The 22,346-nt window shown below is 72.4% G+C and carries 27 protein-coding genes and 1 pseudogene; 14 read left to right on the top strand and 14 right to left on the bottom strand.

Annotation, left to right across the window (positions count from 1 at the left end; translation table 11 throughout):
* The first annotated feature begins 77 nt into the window (after window positions 1-77).
* Together IQ279_RS12405 and IQ279_RS12400 are read left to right on the top strand one after the other, a co-directional pair.
* The gene (locus IQ279_RS12405; RefSeq protein ID WP_206348473.1) at window positions 78-644 is read left to right on the top strand and encodes a Uma2 family endonuclease; all 567 of its coding nucleotides are present in this window, start codon (window positions 78-80) and stop codon (window positions 642-644) included.
* A gap of 96 nt (window positions 645-740) precedes the next feature.
* Complete coding sequence (locus IQ279_RS12400; protein ID WP_206348472.1) at window positions 741-908, top strand: transposase; 168 nt, start codon at window positions 741-743, stop codon at window positions 906-908.
* A gap of 109 nt (window positions 909-1,017) precedes the next feature.
* On the opposite strand, the pseudogene IQ279_RS12395 reads toward IQ279_RS12400, so the two are convergent.
* Together IQ279_RS12395 and IQ279_RS12390 are read right to left on the bottom strand one after the other, a co-directional pair.
* A pseudogene (locus IQ279_RS12395) lies at window positions 1,018-1,140 on the bottom strand (DUF255 domain-containing protein); the annotation flags it as partial.
* Between the two features lie 140 nt (window positions 1,141-1,280).
* A complete protein-coding gene (locus tag IQ279_RS12390; protein ID WP_206348714.1) occupies window positions 1,281-1,784 on the bottom strand; it encodes a MarR family winged helix-turn-helix transcriptional regulator in 504 nt (167 codons plus the stop codon).
* Between the two features lie 286 nt (window positions 1,785-2,070).
* On the opposite strand from IQ279_RS12390, the gene ilvA reads away from it, so the two are divergent.
* The 3 genes from ilvA to IQ279_RS12375 all read left to right on the top strand — a co-directional run bounded on the left by ilvA (window position 2,071) and on the right by IQ279_RS12375 (window position 5,435).
* Entirely contained in the window at window positions 2,071-3,315 is a 1,245-nt protein-coding gene (ilvA, locus tag IQ279_RS12385) for a threonine ammonia-lyase (RefSeq protein WP_206348471.1), read from the top strand.
* 237 nt (window positions 3,316-3,552) lie between these two features.
* Complete coding sequence (locus IQ279_RS12380; protein ID WP_206348470.1) at window positions 3,553-4,578, top strand: ATP-binding cassette domain-containing protein; 1,026 nt, start codon at window positions 3,553-3,555, stop codon at window positions 4,576-4,578.
* Window positions 4,575-5,435: an ABC transporter permease gene (locus tag IQ279_RS12375; protein ID WP_206348469.1), complete on the top strand. Its 861-nt coding sequence runs from the start codon at window positions 4,575-4,577 to the stop codon at window positions 5,433-5,435. The genes IQ279_RS12380 and IQ279_RS12375 overlap by 4 nt, the downstream gene beginning before the upstream one ends.
* 144 nt (window positions 5,436-5,579) lie before the next feature.
* Here the strand turns inward: IQ279_RS12375 and greA are convergent, their stop codons facing one another.
* Together greA and IQ279_RS12365 are read right to left on the bottom strand one after the other, a co-directional pair.
* Window positions 5,580-6,077, bottom strand: coding sequence for a transcription elongation factor GreA (gene greA, locus IQ279_RS12370; protein ID WP_206348468.1), 498 nt, complete (start codon window positions 6,075-6,077; stop codon window positions 5,580-5,582).
* Window positions 6,078-6,219: 142 nt separating this feature from the next.
* On the bottom strand, window positions 6,220-6,639 hold the full coding sequence (locus IQ279_RS12365) for a DUF4307 domain-containing protein (RefSeq protein WP_206348713.1): 420 nt from the start codon (window positions 6,637-6,639) through the stop codon (window positions 6,220-6,222).
* Between the two features lie 95 nt (window positions 6,640-6,734).
* Here IQ279_RS12365 and mca point away from each other — a divergent pair, with 95 nt between their 5' ends.
* Both mca and IQ279_RS12355 read left to right on the top strand, forming a co-directional pair.
* Complete coding sequence (gene mca, locus IQ279_RS12360; protein WP_206348467.1) at window positions 6,735-7,607, top strand: mycothiol conjugate amidase Mca; 873 nt, start codon at window positions 6,735-6,737, stop codon at window positions 7,605-7,607.
* 4 nt (window positions 7,608-7,611) lie between these two features.
* On the top strand, window positions 7,612-7,824 hold the full coding sequence (locus IQ279_RS12355; protein ID WP_206348466.1) for a hypothetical protein: 213 nt from the start codon (window positions 7,612-7,614) through the stop codon (window positions 7,822-7,824).
* Window positions 7,825-7,985: 161 nt separating this feature from the next.
* Here IQ279_RS12355 and secD read toward each other — a convergent pair whose 3' ends face one another.
* The 4 genes from secD to IQ279_RS12335 all read right to left on the bottom strand — a co-directional run bounded on the left by secD (window position 7,986) and on the right by IQ279_RS12335 (window position 12,506).
* On the bottom strand, window positions 7,986-10,301 hold the full coding sequence (gene secD, locus IQ279_RS12350; protein ID WP_206348465.1) for a protein translocase subunit SecD: 2,316 nt from the start codon (window positions 10,299-10,301) through the stop codon (window positions 7,986-7,988).
* A gap of 63 nt (window positions 10,302-10,364) precedes the next feature.
* Window positions 10,365-10,760 (bottom strand): hypothetical protein, encoded by a 396-nt coding sequence (locus IQ279_RS12345; RefSeq protein ID WP_206348464.1) that lies wholly within the window; start codon window positions 10,758-10,760, stop codon window positions 10,365-10,367.
* A 76-nt stretch (window positions 10,761-10,836) separates the two neighbouring features.
* Window positions 10,837-11,502, bottom strand: a complete 666-nt coding sequence (locus tag IQ279_RS12340; protein ID WP_093852351.1) for a response regulator — start codon at window positions 11,500-11,502, stop codon at window positions 10,837-10,839.
* The gene (locus IQ279_RS12335) at window positions 11,499-12,506 is read right to left on the bottom strand and encodes a HAMP domain-containing sensor histidine kinase (RefSeq protein WP_206348712.1); all 1,008 of its coding nucleotides are present in this window, start codon (window positions 12,504-12,506) and stop codon (window positions 11,499-11,501) included. The genes IQ279_RS12340 and IQ279_RS12335 overlap by 4 nt, the downstream gene beginning before the upstream one ends.
* A gap of 336 nt (window positions 12,507-12,842) precedes the next feature.
* Between IQ279_RS12335 and IQ279_RS12330 the strand changes: the two genes are divergently transcribed.
* Window positions 12,843-13,169 (top strand): TraR/DksA C4-type zinc finger protein, encoded by a 327-nt coding sequence (locus IQ279_RS12330; RefSeq protein ID WP_206348463.1) that lies wholly within the window; start codon window positions 12,843-12,845, stop codon window positions 13,167-13,169.
* Between the two features lie 124 nt (window positions 13,170-13,293).
* Entirely contained in the window at window positions 13,294-13,683 is a 390-nt protein-coding gene (locus IQ279_RS12325) for a TraR/DksA family transcriptional regulator (protein ID WP_206348462.1), read from the top strand.
* Window positions 13,684-13,795: 112 nt separating this feature from the next.
* Here IQ279_RS12325 and IQ279_RS12320 read toward each other — a convergent pair whose 3' ends face one another.
* Entirely contained in the window at window positions 13,796-14,998 is a 1,203-nt protein-coding gene (locus IQ279_RS12320) for a cystathionine gamma-synthase (RefSeq protein WP_206348461.1), read from the bottom strand.
* Between the two features lie 38 nt (window positions 14,999-15,036).
* Here IQ279_RS12320 and IQ279_RS12315 point away from each other — a divergent pair, with 38 nt between their 5' ends.
* Window positions 15,037-16,233: a hypothetical protein gene (locus IQ279_RS12315; protein ID WP_206348460.1), complete on the top strand. Its 1,197-nt coding sequence runs from the start codon at window positions 15,037-15,039 to the stop codon at window positions 16,231-16,233.
* A 91-nt stretch (window positions 16,234-16,324) separates the two neighbouring features.
* Window positions 16,325-16,984 carry a peptide-methionine (S)-S-oxide reductase MsrA gene (msrA, locus tag IQ279_RS12310; RefSeq protein ID WP_206348459.1) on the top strand — a complete coding sequence of 220 codons (660 nt, stop codon included), beginning with the start codon at window positions 16,325-16,327 and terminating at the stop codon, window positions 16,982-16,984.
* Window positions 16,985-17,071: 87 nt separating this feature from the next.
* On the opposite strand, the gene IQ279_RS12305 is transcribed toward msrA, so the two are convergent.
* The gene (locus IQ279_RS12305) at window positions 17,072-17,542 is read right to left on the bottom strand and encodes an NUDIX domain-containing protein (protein WP_206348458.1); all 471 of its coding nucleotides are present in this window, start codon (window positions 17,540-17,542) and stop codon (window positions 17,072-17,074) included.
* 3 nt (window positions 17,543-17,545) lie between these two features.
* The gene (locus IQ279_RS12300) at window positions 17,546-18,289 is read right to left on the bottom strand and encodes a helix-turn-helix domain-containing protein (protein WP_307792326.1); all 744 of its coding nucleotides are present in this window, start codon (window positions 18,287-18,289) and stop codon (window positions 17,546-17,548) included.
* A gap of 117 nt (window positions 18,290-18,406) precedes the next feature.
* On the opposite strand from IQ279_RS12300, the gene IQ279_RS12295 reads away from it, so the two are divergent.
* Together IQ279_RS12295 and IQ279_RS12290 are read left to right on the top strand one after the other, a co-directional pair.
* Window positions 18,407-18,646, top strand: coding sequence for a hypothetical protein (locus tag IQ279_RS12295; protein WP_206348457.1), 240 nt, complete (start codon window positions 18,407-18,409; stop codon window positions 18,644-18,646).
* The gene (locus IQ279_RS12290; protein ID WP_241028007.1) at window positions 18,646-18,888 is read left to right on the top strand and encodes a DUF7848 domain-containing protein; all 243 of its coding nucleotides are present in this window, start codon (window positions 18,646-18,648) and stop codon (window positions 18,886-18,888) included. Before IQ279_RS12295 ends, IQ279_RS12290 begins: the two co-directional genes overlap by 1 nt.
* 619 nt (window positions 18,889-19,507) lie before the next feature.
* Here IQ279_RS12290 and IQ279_RS28640 read toward each other — a convergent pair.
* Window positions 19,508-19,876 carry a transposase gene (locus IQ279_RS28640; protein ID WP_307792325.1) on the bottom strand — a complete coding sequence of 123 codons (369 nt, stop codon included), beginning with the start codon at window positions 19,874-19,876 and terminating at the stop codon, window positions 19,508-19,510.
* Window positions 19,877-19,981: 105 nt separating this feature from the next.
* Between IQ279_RS28640 and IQ279_RS12280 the strand changes: the two genes are divergently transcribed.
* Window positions 19,982-20,338, top strand: a complete 357-nt coding sequence (locus tag IQ279_RS12280; RefSeq protein WP_206348455.1) for a DUF6247 family protein — start codon at window positions 19,982-19,984, stop codon at window positions 20,336-20,338.
* A 207-nt stretch (window positions 20,339-20,545) separates the two neighbouring features.
* Here IQ279_RS12280 and IQ279_RS12275 read toward each other — a convergent pair whose 3' ends face one another.
* Complete coding sequence (locus IQ279_RS12275) at window positions 20,546-21,175, bottom strand: DUF6082 family protein (RefSeq protein WP_241028023.1); 630 nt, start codon at window positions 21,173-21,175, stop codon at window positions 20,546-20,548.
* A gap of 469 nt (window positions 21,176-21,644) precedes the next feature.
* Window positions 21,645-22,022: a hypothetical protein gene (locus IQ279_RS12270; protein ID WP_206348453.1), complete on the bottom strand. Its 378-nt coding sequence runs from the start codon at window positions 22,020-22,022 to the stop codon at window positions 21,645-21,647.
* Window positions 22,023-22,346 lie beyond the last annotated feature (324 nt).

Here is a 22,346-nt window from a genome sequence, read left to right as displayed (position 1 = left end):
GGCAGCCCGGCACCTCGAAACAGTAGGCTTGGCGCAGCAGCGCCGGACCTGCCGAGGCTCCTCGAAGGAGGTACACCATGACCGCCGATATGGTGGCGCCCGCGTGGATGCATACGCAGATCAGCGCGGAGCAGTACGACTCCTGGTCCGAGGAGCAGTGCGCCGGCATCGAGATCGTGGACGGGATGGTCGTCGTGGGCCCGGGCGCCTCCAAGCGCCACAACCGGCTGGCCCGGATCCTGGCCAACGCCCTGGACGCCGCCGCGGGCCCGGACTGGAACGCCGACACGGACTTCGACGTCCGCCTGCAGGACGTGCCGCTCGCCAACCGCCGTCCGGACGTCATCGTCTACCGGGCGGAGACCATCGACCTCACGCCCGCCCGCCCCGAGCACGTGCTCCTGGTCGTCGAGGTGGTGTCTCCCGGCTCGGAGACCACGGACCGGATCGTGGAGGTGGACCAGTACGCCAAGGCCGGCATCCCCTTCTACTGGCGCATCGAGCAGGCCGCCACCGGCGTTCCGATCGTGTACACCTACGTCCTCGACCCCGCCACCAGGGCTTACCGGGACGGCGAGATGTTCGCCGGCACCGTGAAGGCCACCGCGCCGTTCCCTGTCACGGTCGATCTTGGGGCCCTGTGAGCAACGAGCGATCGCCCGCGCCCTCGGCGCCTCCGACGCCCTGCGGGCTAAGAGCGTGTCCTGTGTGGTGGGTTCGGTGCGGCATGATGGGCGGCTGTGAGTGCCGATCTGTCGCAGCGGCTGGTTCCTGACCGGATGTGGGAGCTGGCAGCTCCGCTGCTGCCGAAGTTCACCTCCCGGCCGCAGGGCGGCGGGACCGCCCCGGTGGACGAGCGGGCCGCCTTCACCGCCGTGGTGTACGTGCTGACCAGCGGGTGCGCCTGACGGCATCTGCCGGAGACCTTCGGGGTCTCCCCGGCCACCGCGCACCGCCGGTTCACGCTCTGGACCGAGGCCGGGCTGTGGCGCCGGCTGCACCGGGCGGTGCTGGACGAACCAGCACGTCACGCCGTCGCGCCTGGTCGAACGCCTCCGGCGACCAGGGCCACCAGTCAACGGGGTTGTCCGCGTGCTGGAGGAGGTAGGGGGACGTCTCGGCGGCGAGTCGGTTGGCCATGTCCCCATCCGGTTCCCGTGCGCTCCGGTGGGGCGAACGCCGCGTCGCGCTCGCGCCGCGGGGGCCCGCCCCCGGACGCCTTGCGCCTTGGCCGGGGGCGGGCGCCGTGCCGGGGCCTGCGCGGAAGGACCGGCGAAGGGTCAGGAGCCCTCCGCCTGGAAGTCGGAGAGCGCCTGGTTGAAGCGGGTGAGCAGTTCGCAGAAGGCCGTCCGCTCCTCCTCGTCCCAGTCCCGCGTCAGCACTTCCATCAGCTCGCGCCGCGAGGCGCGCACCTGCTCCAGCCGCGCGGCGCCGCGCGGGGAGAGCTGGAGGACCACGGCGCGGCCGTCGTCGGGGTGGGAGGTGCGTTTGACCAGGCCGGACTCCACCAGCGGGGCCACCTGGCGGGTCACGGTCGAGGAGTCGATCCCCATGCCCGCGGCGAGCGCCTTGACGCCCGTGGGCCCGTCCCGGTCCAGCCGGTTGAGCAGCAGGTAGGCGGCGCGGTCCATGGAGTTGCGGGCCTGTCCGACGCCGCCCAGCCGGGTCTGCTCCGCGCGGCGCGCGAAGAGGGCCACCTGGTGCTGCAGGGCGTCGAGGTCGAGAGGAGGCGCGGAGCCGGTCCGGTCCTGGTCGGGGTCCGGGCGGTCTGCGGTGGGGGGCATGCTGGCCTGCACGCTCTCTTCGCTCGTTTCGTCGTGGGGGTGGGCGGTCGTCATGTCCGGGTGCGTGGGCATGGCCGGTTGCTCGCTTCTTCGTGAATACGGGGTACGACGGGCTGAGGGTGTGCCACAGAGTACGCGTCCCGTGCCCACCCCGTACCGGCAGCGTACGAATGAGCGGATCCCGCGGCGGGGAGCGGTACGCGGTCCCCGTCCGGGCTCCGCGGGGTCCCGGGAGGCGGCCGGGTCCCCCCGAGCCGCTCGCGGGCCGGGCTGCCAGACTGGCGGCATGGTCGCCAGCACTGTCCAGCACACCGGCCGCGACGACGCGCCGGCACTCACCCTCGACGACGTACGCGCCGCCCAGAAGACGCTCTCCGGGGTGGCCCGGACGACCGCGCTGGAGGGCAGCCGCCACCTCGGCGAACTGGTCGGCTCGCCCGTCCACCTCAAGTGCGAGAACCTCCAGCGCACCGGGTCCTTCAAGGTCCGCGGCGCGTATGTGCGGATAGCCGCGATGTCCGCCGAGGAGCGCGCCCACGGGGTCGTCGCGGCCTCCGCGGGCAACCACGCCCAGGGCGTCGCCCTGGCCGCGTCCCTGCTGGGGGTCCGCTCGACGGTCTTCATGCCGGTGGGCGCGGCGCTGCCGAAGGTGGCGGCGACCCGTGACTACGGCGCCCGGGTGCGGCTGCACGGGCAGGTGGTGGACGAGACGCTGCGGGCGGCGCAGGAGTACGCGGCCGAGACCGGCGCGGTCTTCATCCACCCCTTCGACCATCCCGACATCGTCGCCGGCCAGGGCACGGTCGGGCTGGAGATCCTGGAGCAGTGCCCGGAGGTCCGCACGGTCGTCGTCGGCATCGGCGGCGGCGGGCTGGCGGCCGGGGTGGCGCTGGCGGTGAAGTCGCTGCGGCCGGACGTGCGTGTGGTCGGGGTGCAGGCCGAGGGGGCCGCCGCCTACCCGCCCTCGCTGGCCGCCGGGCACCCGGTGACCTTGGAGTCGGTCTCGACGATGGCCGACGGGATCATGGTCGGGCGGCCCGGGGACGTGCCGTTCGAGATCATCGGCAGGATGGTCGACGAGGTCCGCACGGTGAGCGAGGACGCGATCTCCAGCGCTCTGCTGCTCTGCCTGGAGCGGGCCAAGCTCGTCGTCGAGCCGGCCGGCGCCAGTCCGGTGGCGGCGCTGCTGTCCGCTCCGGACGCCTTCGACGGGCCGGTGGTGGCCGTGCTCTCCGGCGGCAACGTCGACCCCCTGGTGCTGCAGCGCACGCTGCGGCACGGCATGGCGGCGGCGGGCCGCTACCTGTCGCTGCGGCTGCGGCTGACCGACCGCCCGGGGGCGCTGGCCGCGCTCCTGGCGGAGCTGTCGGTGGCGGACGCCAACGTCCTGGACGTCAGCCATGTGCGGACCGATCCGCGGCTCGGGCTGACGGAGGTGGAGGTGGACCTGCATCTGGAGACCAAGGGTCCGCAGCACTGCGCCGAGGTGAAGGCCTCGCTGGTCAGGGCCGGCTACACGGTGACGGGCTGAGGCGTACGGAGACGCCGGCGCGATGCGTCGGCGGGACCCGTCCACGGGACACGCCGTAAACCTTTTGACGCGTTATATCGCGTTGCTGCATAGTGCTGATCCGTGCCGCGCCCGCGGTGTGTCCGCGCGTGCCGTCGCGTTCGGTGCGGAGCTGCCGCTCTCGCGCGGTTCCCGCGTTCTCGGCATTTTCGGCTTTTCCTTCATTTTTCCGACCACCCACACCCATGGGAGACCTCCATGCCAGGTGCCATCCACGCCGAGGGGCTGGTCAAGACCTTCGGCGACGTCAGGGCTCTGGACGGTGTCGACCTCGACGTCCCCGAAGGCACCGTGCTGGGCCTGCTCGGACCCAACGGCGCCGGGAAGACCACCACCGTACGGGTGCTGACCACACTGCTGCGGCCCGACAGCGGCCGCGCGGTCGTGGCGGGCATCGACGTGCTCGAACAGCCCCAGGAGGTGCGCCGCTCCATCGGCCTGTCCGGGCAGTTCGCCGCCGTCGACGAGTATCTGACCGGCCGTGAGAACCTCCAGATGGTCGCCCGCCTCTACCAGATGTCCGCACGCGACGCCAAGCGGCGGGCCGCCGAGCTGCTGGAGCGGTTCAACCTCGCCGACGCCGCCGACCGGACCGCCAAGACGTACTCCGGCGGCATGCGCCGCCGTCTCGACCTCGCCGCCGCGCTGGTCGTCAGTCCGCCCGTGATGTTCATGGACGAGCCGACCACCGGCCTGGACCCGCGCAACCGCCAGGCGCTGTGGGAGGTCATCGAGGAACTGGTCGCCGGCGGCACCACGCTGCTGCTGACCACCCAGTACCTGGAGGAGGCCGACCGGCTCGCCCACGACATCGCCGTGGTCGACCACGGCCGCGTCATCGCCCGCGGCACCTCCGACGAGCTCAAGGCCCGCATCGGCGGCGAGCGCATCGAGGTCGTCGTGCACGAGCGCGACGACATCCGCACCGCCGAGGAGGTCCTGCGGGGCCTGGGCAGGGGCGCGGTCGCGGTGGAGGAGCACACCCGCAGGCTGACCGTCCCGGTCGTCGGCGGCGCCAAACTGCTGGCCGAGGCCATCCGGGAGCTGGACGCCCGCGGCGTGGAGATCGACGACGTGGGCCTGCGCCGCCCGACCCTCGACGACGTGTTCATCTCGCTGACCGGCCACGCGGCGGACGACGCCGAGGAGGCCGGAGCCGGCCCGGACGGCAAGGGCACCGGGTCCGCCGCGAAGGCCGCGGGCCGGAAGGAGAACGCCAAGTGAGCACCACCACCGGTTCCACGCCCACCACCCGCGCGCCCCGCGCGGGCGGCGGCATCGGGCAGTCCCTGACGGACTCGCTGACCATCGCCAAGCGCAACCTGCTGCGGATGATGCGCATCCCGGAGATGGTGATCTTCGGCCTCATCCAGCCGGTCATGTTCGTGGTGCTGTTCAGCTACGTCTTCGGCGGCTCGATCAGCATCCCCGGCGCCGGTGTGGACGCCGGCGCCTACCGCGAGTTCCTCATGGCGGGCATCTTCGCCCAGACCGTCACCTTCGCCACGGCCGGCGCGGGCGCGGGCATCGCCGAGGACATGCACAAGGGCCTCGTCGACCGCTTCCGCTCCCTGCCGATGGCGCGCGGCGCGGTCCTGACCGGCCGCACCCTGGCCGACCTCGTCCAGACCGCGCTGACGCTGGTGGTGCTGGCCGTCGTGGCGACGATCGTCGGGTGGCGGGCCCACGAGGGCGTCCTCAAGGCGCTGGCGGGCTTCTGCCTGCTGCTCCTGCTGGGCTACGCCTTCACCTGGATCGGCGCGCTGATCGGCCTGTCGGTGCGCACTCCGGAGGCGGCCACCTCCGGCGGGCTGATCTGGCTGTTCCCGCTGACCTTCATCTCGATCGCCTTCGTGCCCTCGGAGAACATGCCGTCGTTCCTGCAGCACGTGGCCGAGTGGAACCCGTTCAGCGCGACCGTGCTGGCGGCCCGCGAGCTGTTCGGCAACCTCCCGCCCGGCTACCAGGCGCCCGACGCCTGGCCCATGCAGAACCCGGTACTGGCCTCGCTGCTGTGGTCGGTGCTGATCATCGTGGTCTTCCGCACCCTGGCGGTGCGCAAGTACCGCTCGGCGGCCTGACCGGCGCGCCGTGCCCACGGCCGCGAAAACGGCCCAAGCGGAAACGCGAGCACGGCCTTGAGGACCGCGAAACGGCCCCCGGCCGCCACGGAGAGACTCCGTGGCGGCCGGGGGCCGCGTCCGCGTCGTCCGCCCCTCGGGGGCTCAGCCCTGGTACGGCTTGGCGTTCAGGACCCGCACCGAGGCCGTCTTGCCGTTGGGCAGCTCGTACTCGGCGTCGTCGCCGACCTTCTTGCCGTTCACTCCCCGGCCCAGCGGGGACTGCGGGGAGTAGGTCTCGATGTCCGAGCTGGCGTACTCACGGGAGGCGAGGAGGAAGGTGATCGTGTCGTCCTCGTCACCGTCGAAGGCGACGGTGACCACCATGCCGGGCTCGACCACGCCGTCGTCCGCCGGAGCCTCGCCGACCTTGGCGTTCTCCAGCAGCTGGGTGAGCTGGCGTACCCGCAGCTCCTGCTTGCCCTGCTCCTCCTTGGCCGCGTGGTAGCCGCCGTTCTCACGGAGGTCGCCTTCCTCGCGGGCCGCCTCGATCTTCTTGGCGATCTCGATGCGGGCAGGACCCGACAGGTACTCCAGCTCGGCCTTGAGCTGGTCGTACGCCTCCTGGGTGAGCCAGGTGACGTTGTCGCTGGTCTGGGTCACAGGTGCTCCTCGTAGGTACTCTCGGGATATAAAGCAACGCCCTACCCGAAGGGTGCGCCTTCATGGGTGGGCGAAACCACGAGCCTAACAATTCCGCCGGAAAAGGGAAGAAGGTCGGACCTTCGGGGCTCGGAGAGGACCGTCAGTTTCCGTCGGCCGCCGTACAGCCGACCAGCTGGGCGCTCGTGGCCCGCTTCGTGGTGCGTACGGTGACGACCTCGTCGACGCGGCCGTGCGGCCCGTCGAAGGTGAAGTCCGCGCGGCCCACGTCCCCGCCGTCCTCCGCGAGGGTGTTGACGGTGCACACGCCGGTGACGCCCTCGTCCTTGCGGACCTCCAGGTGGACGGCCACCTCGCGGTCCGAGACGATCTCGAACTTGATCAGCTCGCCGCTGACCTTCGTCCCGGTGACGTAGGACACCCCGGACCAGGCGATCAGCGCCAGGAACGCCGCGCCCAGCACCGCGCCGGCCGCCTTCAGACGGCGGTCCGAGCGCTCGTCCGCCGAGCGCCCGTACCGCCCCTGGGGCAGCTGCGCGCGCGCCGGGTCGGCCGAACTCATCGCCACGTCCTGTCGTTCCTATCGGGAATACAAGGGGATGCCGCTTCGGTCACTATAGAAGCCGTCTCCCATGACCAGGTAACGAGGATCGAGCCTTGACTGAACAGCTCAGACTGATGGCCGTGCACGCGCACCCCGACGACGAGTCGAGCAAGGGCGCGGCGACCATGGCGAAGTACGTGTCCGAGGGGGTGGACGTGCTGGTCGTGACCTGCACGGGCGGGGAGCGCGGCTCCATCCTCAATCCGAAGCTCCAGGGCGACGCCTACATCGAGGAGCACATCCACGAGGTGCGGGCCAGGGAGATGGCCGAGGCCCGCGAGATCCTGGGGGTGAAGCAGGAGTGGCTGGGCTTCGTCGACTCGGGTCTGCCCGAGGGCGACCCGCTGCCGCCGCTGCCGGAGGGCTGCTTCGCGCTCCAGGACGTGGACGAGGCCGCCGAGAGGCTGGTGCGCAGCATCCGCGCCTTCCGGCCGCACGTGGTCACCACCTACGACGAGAACGGCGGCTACCCGCATCCGGACCACATCATGACCCACCGGATCACGATGGCGGCCTTCGAGGCCGCGGGCGAGGCCGGCCGGTATCCGGAGGCGGGCGAGCCCTGGCAGCCCCTGAAGCTCTACTACAACCAGGGCTTCAACCGCCCCCGCACCCTCGCCCTGCACGAGGCGATGCTGGAGCGCGGCCTGGAGTCCCCCTACGGCGAGTGGCTCAAGCGGTGGGAGGAGTTCCAGCGCGCCGAGCGCACGCTGACCACCTATGTGCCCTGCGCGGACTTCTTCGAGGTCCGGGACAAGGCGCTGATCGCCCACGCCACCCAGATCGACCCCGACGGCGGCTGGTTCAGGGTCCCGCTGGAGCTCCAGAGGGAGGTCTGGCCGACGGAGGAGTACGAGCTGGCGAAGTCCCTGGTGGACACGTCCCTCCCCGAGGACGACCTCTTCGCGGGCATCCGCGACAATTGATGCCATGAGCCCGACCAATCTCGCCCTCACCCAGGCCCCCGGCCTCGTCGACCTCGCCAAGGAGTTCGACGAGAACAAGGTGACGCCCGGCGTTCTCGGCTTCCTCGTCTTCGCGGTGCTGGGGCTGGCCGTCTGGATGCTGATGAAGTCGCTGAACCGCCACATAGGGAAGGTCGACTTCGAGGAGTCGTCCGCCTCGGACACCGGGCGGTCCTGACTCCGCCCGGAGCCGTCGGCGCCCGCACGGCCGCGCTGCCGGACACCGGGGCCCGCACGCACACCGCACCACGTACCGCGCACCATGCCGCCGCACGCCCGACGGGCGTGCGGCGGCATGGTGCGGCGTGCCCCGGGGGACCGGGGCCGACGCCCGGCCGGTCAGACCTGGGCGCCGCTGTCGCCCGGCCTGCGGCCGTCCCCCGTCCCGAAGCGGCCCGCGGCCGCCGCGGACCTGGAACGCGCGGGCCTGGGCGGCGGCGCGCTGCTGTGCGCCTCCAGCTCGATGGCCAGGGGCGTCGCGGTGAACATCGAGGACCAGGTGCCCACGACGATGCCGATCAGCAGCGCGAGGGCGAAGTCGGTCAGGGTGTCGCCGCCGAGCAGGGCGAGCGCGGCCAGGATGAACAGCGCGCCCATGCCGGTGTTCACGGTGCGGGGCACCGTCTGCAGGATCGCGGAGTTGGCGATCTCGGCGAAGGGCTCCTTGCGCCGGGCGGCCCACAGCTCGCGGACCCGGTCGAAGACCACCACCGAGTCGTTGACCGAGTAGCCGATCACGGTGAGCAGGGCCGCCAGGAAGACCCCGTCGATCGGCTTGCCGAGCCAGGCGAAGATCCCGATGAGGATGAGCACGTCGTGGACCATCGCCAGCACCGCGCCCACCGAGAAGGTCCAGCGGAAGCGGACCGCCAGGTAGAGCATCTGGGCGGCCAGCGCGACGCCGAGGGCGATCAGGGCGCCCCTGCGCAGCTCGTCCCCGAGGCTGGGGCCGATCAGCTCGTCGCGGACCTTCTCCGTCTCCCCGCCCAGCTCCTCGATCGTCTCGGCCACCTCGGCCGCCTCGTCGTTGGACAGCTCCTCGGTGCGCACCGAGAGGTCGCCCTCCCCCGAGGTCTGGACGACGGCCCGGGGGAAGCCCGCCTCCGCCAGCGCCGAACGGGCCTGTTCCGGGTCGACGGGGGTGGCGGTGGAGTACTCGATCAGGCGCCCGCCGGTGAACTCCACCCCGAAGTCCAGCCCGCGCGCCACGATGCCCGAGCCGGCCAGGACGACGGCGGCCAGCGAGACCGCCAGCCAGCGCCGCCGCCGGCGCATCAGGTCCGGCTCGCGGCGGTTGATCCACTCCCGCACCCGGCCCACGCCCGCGATGCCGGTCAGGCCCGGACGCCCGCGCACCGCGTCGCGGGAGACGGCGAACTCGGTGAGCACCCGGGTGATCAGCAGGGCGCTGACCATGGAGGCGAGCACACCGATGGACAGGGTCACGCCGAAGCCGCGCACCGGCCCGGAGGCGAAGAAGAACAGCAGCCCGGCGGCCAGCAGCGTGGTGACGTTGGAGTCGGCGATGGCGCTGAAGGCATTGCGGAAGCCCTCCGTCAGGGCTCTGAACAGGTTCTTGCCGCCGCGGGCGGCGTACTCCTCCCGGGCGCGTTCGAAGACCAGCACGTTGGCGTCCACGGCCATGCCGATCGCCAGCACGAAGCCGGCCAGTCCCGGCAGGGTGAGGGTGGCGCCGAGCGCGGTCAGCGCGGCGTAGGAGATGAGCCCGTAGCAGGCCAGTGCCACGGTGGCCAGTGCGCCCAGCAGGCGGTAGACGGCGATGATGAACAGCGCGGTCAGCGCGGTGCCGATGACCGCGGCCCGGGCGCTGGCCTCGATGGCCTCCTCGCCCAGGGTGGGGCCGACGGTGCGCTGCTCGATGATCTCCACCGGCACCGGCAGGGCGCCGCCGTCGATGAGCAGGGCCAGTTCCTCGGCCTCCTCCTGGGAGAAGCCGCCGGTGATCTGGGTGGAGCCGCCGGTGATGCCCCGCTCGCAGGCGACCGAGGGATCGACCTGCGGCGCGGAGATGATCTCCTCGTCCAGCACGATCGCCACGCGCCGTCTGGGGTCGCCGGGCGGTGAGCAGGCGGCCTGCCCGGTCAGCTCGGCCCAGGCGTCCTCGCCACCGCCGCGCAGATCGACGGTGACGTACCAGCCGCCGCCGGTCTGCTGGTCGATGGCAGCCTCGGCGTCCTCCACCCCCTCGCCGGTCAGCTCGGCCGGCCCCAGGCGCAGCCGCTGGCCCGAGGCGTCGGGCAGGACGCGCTCGCCCTCCTCCTCGGCCTCCTCCCCCTCGGCCGCGGCGCCGAGGACGGGGTGGAAGGTGAGCTGCGCGGTGCGGCCGAGGACGTCGGCGGCCTCGCGCGGGTCCTGCAGACCGGGCAGCTCGACGATGATCCGGTTGTCCCCGGAGCGGGCGATGCCGGGCTCGGCGACGCCGAGCGCGTCGACGCGGCGGCGCAGCACCTCCAGGGTCCGGTCGGTGGCCTCGCGGTCGGCCTCGGTGGTGGGCGAGTCGCGGGTCTCCAGCACGATCTGGGTGCCGCCGCGCAGATCGAGGCCGAGCCTCGGGGAGGAGGTGACCGCGGCGTAGACGGACAGGGCGATCACGGCGAGGGCGAGGAGTGCCCGCACCAGGGTGGCGCGTTTCAAGGTGTGCCTCCAGCAGGGCGCCGCGGCCGGGTGCCGGCCGCGGCGGTGGGACGACGGGTGACGTCAACTGCCCGGCGGAGGGGGTGGGGCCCGGCCCGGATGGCGCGCGGTGTACGGGGGAAGGTCGGCGGAGTGCGGCAGGGGTGCGGGCGGGCGTATGCCCGGGGTGGGCCCGGCGGGGCGGATCCGCCTCGGCAGGGACGCCCCCGCGGGGTGCGGGGCGTTCCGCTCGGCCGCGGCGCCCCGGTGCAGCAGCGGGACGCGGTCGCATTCGGCCGCGCAGGGTCCGTCGGCGGTGTGCGCGCCCGCGGTGCGCGGTGCGGCCGGGGCGGAGGAGTCGGGCGCGGAGGCCGGTGCGGGGACGGCGGGCGCCGGGGCGCCCAGCAGGAGGGCCAGGGCCGCCAGCAGGGCCAGGGCCTGGGCCGGCGCGGAGCGGAGCACGGCGGTCCGCTTGGCCATGCCGCCTCCTCCTTGGCTGTCCGCCTCCGTCACCCGGAGCCGGCGGTCACCGCCGGCGGCCGGCGCGGAACCGGGATCAGGGTTCGATCAGCCCCGCGCGGATCGCGTAGCGGGTCAGTTCCAGGCGGTCGCGCAGCCCGAGCTTGTGCAGCATGTTCGCACGGTGCCTCTCCACCGTCTTGACGCTGATCACCAGTGTCTCGGCGATCTCCTTCGAGGAGTGGCCCTCGGCGACCAGCTTGAGCACCTCCTCCTCCCGTGCGGTGAGCACCCGTTCGGGGATGTCACCGCCCTGCCGGACGCGGTCGAGGTAGCTGCGGATCAGCGCGGTGACCGCGCCCGGGTAGAGGAACGGCTCGCCGCGCATCGCCGCCCGACACGCCTCCACCAGATCCCGGTCGGCCACCGACTTCAGCACGTATCCCGAGGCCCCGGCCTTGAGCGCCTCGAAGAGGTACTGCTCGTTGTCGTACATCGACAGGATCAGGATGCGCAGGCCCGGGTGGCGGGCGGACAGCTCCCGGGCCGCCTGCAGTCCGGTCATCCGGGGCATGGCGACGTCGAGGACGGCCAGGTCGACGGGGTGCTCGCGGGCCGCGGCGACGGCCTCGGCGCCGTCTCCGGCCTCGGCGACGACGCTCAGGTCCGGTTCGCCGTCGAGGATGAGCCGCACCCCGCGGCGCACCAGCGCGTGGTCGTCGGCGAGCAGGATGCGGGTGACGGCGGGCTCGGGCGCGTTCACGCGGCCGTCTCCTGTGCGGTGGTGGTCGTGCCGGCCGGCGGCGTGCCGTGCGCGGGCCCGCCGTCCAGGGGCACGGCCAGGCGGACCCGGGTGCCGCCCTCCGGCGCCGGGCCGATGTCCAGGTCGGCGCCGACGAGCAGCGCGCGCTCCCGCATGCCGCGGATGCCGGCGCCCTCCCGTGCGGAGCCGATGCCCCGCCCGTCGTCGCGCACGCTCAGCACCACGCCGCCGGCGGTGCGCCGCAGCCGCAGCTCGACGCTGTCGGCCCCGGCGTGGCGGGCGACGTTGGTCAGGCTCTCCTGGGCGACGCGGTACAGGACCAGCTCCCGCTCGCCGTCCAGCGGCGGCAGCCCGCCGTCGAAGCGGCGGCGCACCGTCAGCCCGGTGTGGGTGGAGTAGTCGGCGGCCAGCGCGGTGAGGGCGCTGACCAGGCCGAGGTCCTCCAGTACGCCCGGGCGCAGCCTGCGCGCCAGCCGCCGTACCTCGTCCAGGCTGCCTCGGGTGGTCTCCTGGGCGTGCCGGAGCTCGGCGCGCAGCTCCTCGTCCGGGGTGCGGTCGGCCGCCCGCTTCAGCTCCAGCAGCACGGCCGTCATGCTCTGGCCGACCTCGTCGTGGAGCTCCTGGGCGATACGGCGGCGCTCGGCCTCCTGCGCGGAGAGCACCCGGGCGCTGCTGGCGGCCCGCTCGGCCTCCAGCCGGTCGAGCATGTCGTTGAAGGTGCGGATCAGATCGGCCACCCCGCCGTGCCCGGACACCGGCAGCCGGTGCCCCGGCCTGAGCAGGTCGACCCGGGTCATCAGCCGGGTCAGCCGCTCCAGCGGCGCCAGGCCGACGCGCAGCAGGGCGGCGTTGGCCACCAGCATCACGGCCAGGCCGGTGACCAGTACGACGGCCTCGGTGAGCAGCACCGGCACCGAGACGGTCACCGGCGCCCACAGCAGCAGTGCCGTGGCCGCGCCGAGCACCAGGGCGTTGAGGGCGAAGATTCGCCAGAACAGGGACACGGCGTGCACGTCCTCCTCGATCACCTGCGTCCCCACCACTATCCGCCACCGACGCGGTCCGGCCGGTACCGCCCGGCCCTTCCCCGCCAGCCTGCCCCGGCGGGGCCGTCGCGGTCGATCGGTGGCGCGGGCCATCCCGCCCGGGGCCTGACCCCTCCCCCCACCCGGCGCGTACACCCCTCCCCCACCCCCGAATGGGTGGCGCCACCGATGGACCGCGGACGGCGCGCCGTCCATGGTGGAAGCGCAGGGGCGCGTGGACCCTCCCCCCGGGGACGGGCCGCGCGCCCTCCCGTATGCCATCGGTCCCCTCAGCCCGGAAGGAACACGACCGCGATGACGATCGACGCGGCCCGCTCCGCGGACCCTCCCGAACGCCTCCCGGCGCACGACGTGCGTCTGCGCCTGGAGCACGAACGCGACTCCCGCCTCTCCCAGCTCAGCGCCGTCGAGGAGGCCGCGGACCAGGCGTCCGCGGACCTGCTGGCCGTTCAGACGGACTCCGCCCGCCGGGTGCTGGCGGAGATCGACCTGGCGCTGGCCCGGCTGGAGAACGGCACCTACGGGGTCTGCGAGGGCTGCGGCAGCGCCATCCCGGCCGAGCGGCTGGAGATCCTGCCGTACGCGAGCCGCTGCGTCGGCTGCCAGCAGCGCTCCGCCTGACGGCATGTCCGGCTGACGGAAGGGCGGCGGCGGGGGCGCGGACACCGCACACCCGCCCCCCTGCCGCAGTGCCCGCCCCGCGTACCACTCACGCACCACCCGCGCCCGCACGAGGACGTGACCCATGAACGACCAGGCCACCGGCGTCCACGACACCGCCCTCACCCACCGGGAACTGGCCGCGCTGCGCGAGGACCTGGAGGAGCAGCGCCGCTTCCGCCTCAACCAGCTGCGGGGCTTCGGCCGCCCCCGCCCCGGGACGGCGCGGGCCACCGGGCCAGCCGAGGCCACCGGGATCACCCAGGCCACCGAGCTCGCCGAGATCGACGCCCGGCTCGCGGAGTCCGCCCGGATGGTCCTGGCCGACGTGGAGGCCGCCCTGGAGCGGATGGACCGGGGCGGCTACGGCCACTGCCTGCTGTGCTCCCGCCCCATCCCGGCGCGCATGCTGGCGGTCGTCCCGCAGACCCGGTACTGCGCCGACTGCCGGCGGGCCGGAGAGCCGCGGCGGTGACACCGGGCGGCGCCCCGCGCCGCCCGCCCACGCGACGGCGGGGACCACGGCCCCCACCGCGGCCCCCGCCGGTACTTCGTACGGCCCGGTCGGGCCCGGGCCCGACCTTGGCTCAGCCCAGCGCCTGCGCCAGATCCGCCACCAGGTCGTCGGCCGCCTCGATGCCCACCGAAAGCCGCACCAGGTCCGAGGGCACCTCCAGCGCCGAGCCCGCCGCCGAGGCGTGCGTCATCCGGCCCGGGTGCTCGATCAGGGACTCCACCCCGCCCAGTGACTCCCCGAGCGTGAACAGCTCCGCCCGGTCGCACACCCCGACCGCCGCCTCCTCGCCCCCGGCGACCCGGAAGGAGACCATGCCGCCGAAGTCGCGCATCTGCTTGGCCGCCACCTCGTGCCCGGGGTGCGTCTCCAGCCCCGGGTAGTACACCTGGACGACCTTCGGGTGGGAGACGAGCAGCTCGGTGATCCGCGCGGCGTTGGCGCAGTGCCGGTCCATGCGCACCGCCAGCGTCTTGACGCCGCGCATCACCAGCCAGGAGTCGAACGGCCCGGCGATGGCGCCCATCGCGTTCTGGTGGAAGGCCAGCTCCTCGCCCAGCGCGGCGTCGGCGGTGATCAGCGCGCCGCCGACCACGTCGGAGTGGCCGCCCATGTACTTGGTCGTGGAGTGCACCACCACGTCCGCGCCGAGCGCCAGCGGCTGCTGGAGGTAGGGGCTGGCGAAGGTGTTGTCCACCACCAGACGGGCGCCCGCCGTACGGGCCACGTCGGCCAGCGCCGCGATGTCGGCGATGCCCAGCAGCGGGTTGGACGGGGTCTCCACCCACACCGCCTTCGTGCGCGGGCGCAGCGCGGCGCGCACGGCCGCCGGGTCGGAGGAGTCCGCCACGTCCCATTCCACACCCCACCGCTCGGCGACCTTCGCGAACAGCCGGAAGGTGCCGCCGTAGGCGTCGTTGGGGATGACGACGTGGTCGCCGGGGGTGAGCAGGGTCCTCAGCAGGCAGTCCTCGGCGGCCAGCCCGGAGGCGAACGCCAGCCCGCGCCGGCCGCCCTCCAGCGCCGCGAGGTTCTCCTCCAGCGCGGTGCGGGTCGGGTTGGCGCTGCGGCTGTACTCGTAACCGCCGCGCAGGCCCCCCACCCCGTCCTGTTTGAACGTGGAGACCTGGTGGATCGGCGGCACCACCGCCCCGGTGGCGGCGTCGGGCTCCTGCCCGGCGTGGATGGCGAGGGTCTCGAAGTGCTGCGCCGGGGTACGCGCCGCGTTCTGCTCCGCGTCCCGCGCCCCGTCCCGTGCTGCGTGCTGGTCACTCATGGCCACGAGCCTAGCCTCGCGGGCCGTACCGTGGAGACATGGAAGCCCTGCTGTTCCTCATCGCCACCGCCGCCGTCGTCGGCCTGCTGATCGTGCCCGCGGTCCGCCGCCGCCGGGCGCTGACTGGTTCCGGGGGCTCTCCCGGCATCCGGGCCGCCGGCGATCCGGACCGCTACGGCCTCGTACCGCCCGAGCGGCTCGACGTGCGGCTGCCGGGCCCCGACCCGGAGCTGATCGAGGCACTGGAGGAGACCCAGCGGACCCAGGACTGGCAGCCCGTCGCCCGGCTGCTCGCGCTGACCGGCGACGAATGGGAGCTGCGCTGGCAGCGCGTGCAGTCCCTGGCGGGCGCCGCGGCCGTGGAACTGGCGCGCTCGCGCACCGCCTCCGCGCCCCCCGCGGAGCAGACCCCTCCGGCGGAGCAGGCGCCCTCCCTCAGCAAGGAGCGGCCGCCGGCCCCCGCGCCCGCCCCGGACGCGCGCTGGCTGCGCAACTGGCGCACCGCCTCCCCGCGCGACGCGGCCTGCGCGCAGGTGTACGCGCAGTTCCTGGTCTGGCAGGCGCTGGGCGACACCGGCTCGGCCGACCGGCGGATCATCCTGGAGGAGGCCCGCGAGATCGCCCGCGAGGCGATCCGGCTCGCCCCGGCCGACCCCACCGCGTACATCACCGACCTGTTCGCCGCCCGCGCCCTGGGCGTGCGCCGCCCCGAGTTCGAGGAGCGCTGGGAGGAGGTGCGCAGGCGCGCGCCGCACCACATGGGCGCGCACCTGGTGGCGCTGCCGTACTGGTCCGCCAGGGGCCACGGTTCCAAGGAGGACGCCTACGCCTTCGCGCAGCGCGCCGCGGGCGAGGCACCCGAGGGCAGCCTGCTGCCGGCCCTGCCGCTCTTCGCGGTCTACGACCACCTGCCGGAGGCCAACATGGTCAGCGGCCTCTACCGCAGCGCGGTGGTGGAGCAGGCCGTCGAGGGCGCGCGCTACGCCCTGCACCACGCGCCCGCCGGCCACCCCGTAGCCCCGCACGTGCGCCATCTGCTGCTGTGCTTCCTGGTGCGCGCCGAGCGGTACGCGCAGGCCGTGGAACAGGTGCGGGCCGTGGATGGTTATGTCGGTGCGCTGCCCTGGGTCGACGGCGGCGACCCGGTGGCGGAGTACTCGGCGTACCGCGCCCTGGCGGTCGCCGGCTACGAGAGCCTGGGCGGCGACGCGGCGCACACCCCGCCGGCGCACTGAAGACGTAGGGACGGCGTACGGCACACGGCGTACGCCGCCCCAGGCGGCACCGGGCCCACCGGGCCCACCGAGGCCACGAGGAGAGTTGAGCATGCTGTTCGGCCACTTCAAGAAGTCCCTCCCCACGGCGGAGGAGGCCCTCAAGGGCCGCCCGGAGCGTCCCTACACCGTCCCCGGGACCCACACCGTCCTGGGCAACCCGCTGCTGGGCCCCTACCCGGACGGGCTGGAGACCGCCGACTTCGGCCTGGGCTGCTTCTGGGGCGCGGAGCGGAAGTTCTGGCAGACCGACGGGGTGTGGACCACCCTGGCGGGCTACCAGGGCGGCCACACCGAGAACCCGACGTACGAGGAGGTCTGCTCGGGCCTGACCGGGCACACCGAGGCCGTCCGCGTCGTCTTCGACCCGTCCAAGGTCACCTACGAGGAGCTGCTGCGGGTCTTCTGGGAGTCCCACGACCCCACCCAGGGCTTCCGCCAGGGCAACGACGTGGGCACCCAGTACCGCTCGGCGGTCTACACCCACTCCGCCGAACAGGAGGCCGCGGCGAAGGCGTCCCGCGACTCCTACCAGGCCGTCCTGACCTCCTCGGGCTACGGCGAGATCACCACGGAGATCCTCCCCGCCGGCCCCTTCTACCCTGCCGAGGCCTACCACCAGCAGTACCTGGACAAGAACCCCGGCGGCTACTGCGGCATCGGCGGCACGGGCGTGAGCTGCCCGGTCGGCGTGGCCCGGGCCGAGGGCTGAGCCCCTGGCCGACCTCTGCCCAGCCGCCTCGTCGCGACGCCCCCGCCTGCTCCCGCAGCGCGGGGGCGTCACCGTCTTCCGGCCGACTCAGCCGAGGTAGGGCCGGTCACGGTGTTCCAGGAAGTGCCGGAGCCTGAGGCGCTGGGTGTGGTGCATGGACAGGGCGTCGATCTCTCCGGGCGGCACGAACCGCAGCTCGGTGGACTCGTCCGAGATCGCCAGTTCGCCCCCGGTGACGCGGGCGGTGAAGCAGACGTTGAACTGCCGCCTGACCTCGCCGTCGCTGTAGGCGATGACGTGGCGGGGGTCGGTGTAGGTGCCGACCAGGCCGGTGATCTCCACATCCAGCCCGGTCTCCTCCTTCACCTCGCGCACGGCCGTGCCCGGCAGGGAGTCGGTCATCTCCATGCCGCCGCCGGGCAGGGCCCACAGGTCGTTGTCGCGGCGGCGCTGGAGCAGGATGCGGCCCTCCTGGTCGGTGACGACGGCGGAGGCTGCGACGACCAGACTGTTGGGCTCGGGGGCGTCGGGGTCGTCGTAGTACTCGGTCCGTGCCATGCCTCACTCTTCCCGTACCGGTGTCGCCGTTGCCCAGACGGCGTCGAAGCTCTGCGCGTAGGTCCCGAAGACCTTGCCGTTGTCGTGGCGGCGCAGGTGCCACACGGGCGCCCCGTAGGCGTTGACACCCCACACGTGGGCGTTGACCAACATCTGGTCGTCTGCCCGGTAGAGGGAGTTGTAGAGCGTGGTCCCGTGTGTGCGGATCTCGATGCCCGGCACGCCGACCAGTGGCCGGTAGTGCATGAGCGCGAGTCGGCAGCGGGACTCGATGCCGTGGCCGAACTTCTCCTCCCGGCCGCGCTGCCGGACGTTCTCGCTGTCGGCGTCACCGATGGCGATGCGCACACCGCACCCCTCGGCCGCCCGCTCCCGCAGCATGTCGTTGAGGCGGGGGTACGACTCGTGCAGGAAGACGGCCGCGTAGACCAGTACGTCGATGTGCTCGCGGGCCTGGGCGAGCATGTCCATGATCACCGATACGGGAACGTCCGCGCGCTGGTCGTACAGGGCCATCAGTTCGGGACTTATGGCTCGTGCGCTGCGGGCCTGGCGCAGGGCCGGCCAGAGTGCGTGCACGTCTTCTCCTAAGGCTTCGGCAGCCAGCATCGCCGTCGTGCGGCGCGGGGTGCGGCCGAGGTTGACCCACCGCTCAACGGACTTGGGGTCCACCTCCGCCTTCGCCGCGAGGGTGGCGTAGGTCCACCCACCGGCTGCCATGGCGGCTCGTAGTCGCTCGTTCTGCACCGAGTCTCTCCCTGATCGCGGGGGCGTAGCCAGGGACGTTCTACCAACTCCGGGACGTCCCAAAATGGGTTTTGGGGGAGGTACCAACGTCCGTGGTACCGGCGTGACCCTCACTGCATGAGCGACAAGGGAGCCCTCGACGTGGGCACGCTGGCGCTGGACGAACGAACGGGCCGCGTGGGCCGGGTGATGGACCACCTCGGCTCGCACGTACAGCTCAGACCGCCCGGCGGCGGCCTGGAGTGGGACGCGGACCCGGGCCAGGTGCGGCCCGTCACCCCGAAGGAGCGGCTGACCGCGCGGCTGGCCGAGGTCAACGCCTACAGCAGGAATCCGCACGGCAAGGAAGCGCCGTGATGCGCACGGTCTTCCGCTACATCACGTGGACGATGGCGCCGCACATCACTGCGGACGCCCCCGAGATGCTGCACGAGCTGGAGTTCTCCTCGTGCCTGGCCTCCTCCGGCACGGAAGCGGACTTCGACGAGGCGCGCGCCTGGGCCTTCTCCCACACGGGAAGCCACCCGTCCCATCGCACGTACCGGGAGGTCGTCACCCGCAACTGGCGCATGACCCCTGCCGAGGGGGAGTACCTGTGAGGCAGCGCCTGTTCTGCGTGCTGATGGTCGTCTTCTGGGCCGCGGTGGTCATACCGCTGGCGATAGCCTGCGACCCCTACCCACGCTGACCGGCAAGACATGCAAAGAAGCCGGACCACCCCTCGCCTGGACAGCATCCGGGTGGTCCGGCCCTGGGAGCCCTCGCGGACCCCGGTGCCCGATAAGCACCGGGGCCGCCGTCATGCCTGATCGTCGGCGCGAACGGCACGGTGCCCAACCTCATTCGCAGGAAGGGAAGTTCAGTGCAGCACGACCCGACAGGCCCTGCCTCCGAGAGCGGCGAACTGGACCCGGACGGCTGGCTCTGGGTCCGTGGCGTGGACTACGTGGCAGGCTGGCGAGACGCGACGAACGCAGCAGCCGACCTGACCGACGCCCTGTCCTCCGCCGGCACCGACACCACCGAGCTGGCAACCCGCGCCGACACCGCCACCGACGGCTCAGGCCTCCTCCACCTACGCCTACCGGCCCTCGTGGCCCAGGAGGTAGCTCGCTTGCTGCGGGGAGTTGGAGAGGGAGACGACCTGCGGTAGCCACCCAGACCGTGTGCTAACCACCGCTTTATAAGTTCGATCACCGAGCCGTGCGGCCTGCCCGGCTACCGTGGCCCTGACGGCTCCCGTTCCTCCTGTGGCTGCTTCGGTCTGTCTCCGTATGCGGTGAGGGCGGTGAGGGCCCAGGTGTAGTCGGCCGAGGCGAGGCGCCGATTTTTGATGTGCTTGGCCAGGACGGTGATCTTGCGCCCAGAAGAGCGGGTGATGGGGTCGGAGCCTGCATAGGCCTTGAGCGCGCGGTCGACGCCGAAGAGATCTTGGTCCTCGTCCGGGGGGAGGAGCGGGCCGGTGGTGGCCGTGGTCTCGGTGCGGTAGACGCTGGGCTTCTCGACCGGCTCCCATGCGTTGTGGCCGGTGGTGAAGCGACCTGCGGTGTCGCGGGTGACGGTGCGGTCGATGGTGAGGACGGGCACGGGGGCACCGAGGACGAAGCTGCCCTTGCCGTGGACGGCCTCGATAGGCCTCTAGCTACGGATACGCTGCCCGCAGCGAGCAGAGTCCCGCCCATGGGAGAAGCCATGACCACCTCCGCTGCGGAGCAGCCCCTCATCCCCCAGCCGCCTGCCACCGTGACGGCACTGCGGCAGGCCGTGGCCCAGATCACGCCGGCTGCCCTCCCCGCCTTCACCCGTGAGCTGGACCATGCCGCCGACCAGGCACGGCAGGGTTCCGACCTCGCACCGCTGCGGCGCTTCGCCGCCCAGTGGGCGGTCTACGTCCACATCCAGCGGCAGCCCCACCTCTCGGAGCGGCTGCGGCGTCTGGAGGACCAGGCCGCCGTCGGCGACGCCGACCAGGCTCGCGAGGCCGCCTCCGAGATCGGCCGCATCCTGGACGACGCGCACGTCTCAAGAAAACATCTGATTTCGTCGTGAGGATCGTCCCGCCCTTCGGACAGCTGTGAACATCGGTGCCTGCGCGGACCACCCGCCCTCCGGCAGGCCGTTGAGGCGGGGATCCACCTCGCGCGGGAATCCCCGGGCAATATGACCACGACACACCGCTGCTCCACGCGAATCGGCGAAACCGATACCTGCATCCCAGAGGTTCAGCACCGGTACAGCCGATACCACCGGGCTATATTATTCTGAGTCCTCCGGAACGAAGAATTCAGAGAACGGGACAGCCGGACCGGCCGCCACCGCCTCCGCATAGGCTTGATCAAGCACGCGTATGAATTTCCGCTCCCGCCGCCCACCGCTGTGGAACACCTGCCACTCAGCGGAATAAAGAGCCCAGAACTCCCGGCCGACCTGCCCCCGGAACAGACGGGTTGCATTATCCTTGGTAATCGCATCCAAAGCTGCCCCCGTTCCGGTGTAGTTCGAATACCAGAAGCTGAGTATCATGTTGATGTAGGTGTGCTGTTTCCACTGCTGCCGCGTGAGACTCATCGATTTAGGCCCCCAACACGCGTTGAGGTTCACGTCCTCGAGCGCGATCGCCAATAGGTCTCTGTGGTTGGCGCTCCTTGCCTCTTCCTGGCTCACACGAGCCTGACGCGCCTGATATATCGTGGAGACGATCGCGCCCAGCAAGGCCGCGGCCGTAAAGGGGACCGAGATTGCCGCGTACGCCTGGCTGATATTACTCAGCTCTGCCCAGTTCATCCCTTCTGGCGCCACCCAGCGCAACAGGAAAGGCGCTCCGATAATCGAGAGCAGGGTCGCGAAACCCAGCGCCACCCAGAGCAGCCCAGCGCGCAGCGCCATGTTCTGCACGTCTTCCCCCTCACCGCGTAGAACCTGCCACGACTCGGCCCCACATCCTGCCAGGCGGCCACGGGCGGTACGCGGGTCATGCGACTCTCCCCCTCCCGAGCCCACGCGGCTCACGGGGGAAGGGCACTGTCAAGCCACCTTGCCGGACAGACGTCGGCGCTCCTGCCCGGCGAGGCAGGAGACCGCCCCGGACGCGCTGTCCCAACTGGACGTCAAACCTCTCAGCGTCGGGTGGTCCAAGGAGGCTGCCAACCTGTCGGCCCGCGCTGGCCTGCACAGCCACAAGACGGTCACCTCTCCGGCTCGTGCGGGGACGTGCCGGACGGTCCCGTGTCGGCACACGGTGGCAGGGGACGCCCGGTGTGCCGCACCGGATCACGCCGGGCCGTGCAGCCCTGCGGCGATCAGCGCACCCCCGGCCCGGCCCTCCCTGTCCGCAGAAGCCGCACCCGCCCTTCGTTCACGAGATCTGCCGGCTGCGCCCCCGGCACCACAGGGTCAGAGGTGCGCCGATCGCGATGACCGCGAGCACCGTGACCAGGATCCACATGCGCGGCGGCATGGCGTCCTTGGACAGGGCGAAGGCGATGCCCGCGGCGGCCCCGGCCGTTATGCCGAGGGACGGACGCCAGTCGTCGTCCCGGATGACCGCGTTACCGAAGAACGTCAGAAGCCACGGCACCGTCATCATCGCGGCGAAGTGCCAGCCGCCTCCGTCGGGAACGGCACACCCCCGGATCGATGGCCCGCAGCCGAGGTACACCGTCTCCGCGAGCGCCCAGCCGAGCGTCCCCGCGACGACCAGCCCCACCAGAAACCCCAGCCCCTTGTTCTCCATATCCGGATGGTAGGCACGGCCTGGGCCGGAGGTTTGAGTACTACCGCGAACGCCACCGGCGCACGGTGAAAGGGGACTTGAACCGGCGGGAAGGTCTTTGCCCGGAACTCTGTCCGGCTGTTGGCGTTCGCTGGTGTCAGCGGAACAGCTCGGGTGACGGGCACGCCTCCAGGGGCTCGTCAGGCCGGTCGGCGCATCTCCACAGTGACCGGCAGGCTCGCCGGCCGCCGTCCTGTCGCCCCGAGAGCACGAAGCCGCCGGACCTCATGGGGCGGCCGCACTCGGGGCAGGCCGGGGCTTCGGTGGTCATGCGACGCACCCTAG

This window comes from Streptomyces verrucosisporus (genome assembly GCF_017114865.1).
Taxonomy (GTDB): Bacteria; Actinomycetota; Actinomycetes; order Streptomycetales; family Streptomycetaceae; genus Streptomyces; species Streptomyces fenghuangensis.
This window is presented reverse-complemented; position numbering and strand designations above follow the sequence as displayed.

Bases quoted from the DNA above. Each gene is read 5' to 3' on its own strand.
- IQ279_RS12405 (WP_206348473.1), top strand. From the start codon at position 78: ATGACCGCCGATATGGTGGCGCCCGCGTGGATGCATACGCAGATCAGC.
- IQ279_RS12390 (WP_206348714.1), bottom strand. From the start codon at position 1,784: ATGCCCCCCACCGCAGACCGCCCGGACCCCGACCAGGACCGGACCGGC.
- ilvA (WP_206348471.1), top strand. From the start codon at position 2,071: ATGGTCGCCAGCACTGTCCAGCACACCGGCCGCGACGACGCGCCGGCA.
- IQ279_RS12380 (WP_206348470.1), top strand. From the start codon at position 3,553: ATGCCAGGTGCCATCCACGCCGAGGGGCTGGTCAAGACCTTCGGCGAC.
- IQ279_RS12365 (WP_206348713.1), bottom strand. From the start codon at position 6,639: ATGAGTTCGGCCGACCCGGCGCGCGCGCAGCTGCCCCAGGGGCGGTAC.
- IQ279_RS12355 (WP_206348466.1), top strand. From the start codon at position 7,612: ATGAGCCCGACCAATCTCGCCCTCACCCAGGCCCCCGGCCTCGTCGAC.
- IQ279_RS12345 (WP_206348464.1), bottom strand. From the start codon at position 10,760: ATGGCCAAGCGGACCGCCGTGCTCCGCTCCGCGCCGGCCCAGGCCCTG.
- IQ279_RS12330 (WP_206348463.1), top strand. From the start codon at position 12,843: ATGACGATCGACGCGGCCCGCTCCGCGGACCCTCCCGAACGCCTCCCG.
- IQ279_RS12325 (WP_206348462.1), top strand. From the start codon at position 13,294: ATGAACGACCAGGCCACCGGCGTCCACGACACCGCCCTCACCCACCGG.
- IQ279_RS12320 (WP_206348461.1), bottom strand. From the start codon at position 14,998: ATGAGTGACCAGCACGCAGCACGGGACGGGGCGCGGGACGCGGAGCAG.
- IQ279_RS12315 (WP_206348460.1), top strand. From the start codon at position 15,037: ATGGAAGCCCTGCTGTTCCTCATCGCCACCGCCGCCGTCGTCGGCCTG.
- msrA (WP_206348459.1), top strand. From the start codon at position 16,325: ATGCTGTTCGGCCACTTCAAGAAGTCCCTCCCCACGGCGGAGGAGGCC.
- IQ279_RS12305 (WP_206348458.1), bottom strand. From the start codon at position 17,542: ATGGCACGGACCGAGTACTACGACGACCCCGACGCCCCCGAGCCCAAC.
- IQ279_RS12295 (WP_206348457.1), top strand. From the start codon at position 18,407: ATGAGCGACAAGGGAGCCCTCGACGTGGGCACGCTGGCGCTGGACGAA.
- IQ279_RS12290 (WP_241028007.1), top strand. From the start codon at position 18,646: ATGCGCACGGTCTTCCGCTACATCACGTGGACGATGGCGCCGCACATC.
- IQ279_RS12280 (WP_206348455.1), top strand. From the start codon at position 19,982: ATGACCACCTCCGCTGCGGAGCAGCCCCTCATCCCCCAGCCGCCTGCC.
- IQ279_RS12275 (WP_241028023.1), bottom strand. From the start codon at position 21,175: ATGGCGCTGCGCGCTGGGCTGCTCTGGGTGGCGCTGGGTTTCGCGACC.
- IQ279_RS12270 (WP_206348453.1), bottom strand. From the start codon at position 22,022: ATGGAGAACAAGGGGCTGGGGTTTCTGGTGGGGCTGGTCGTCGCGGGG.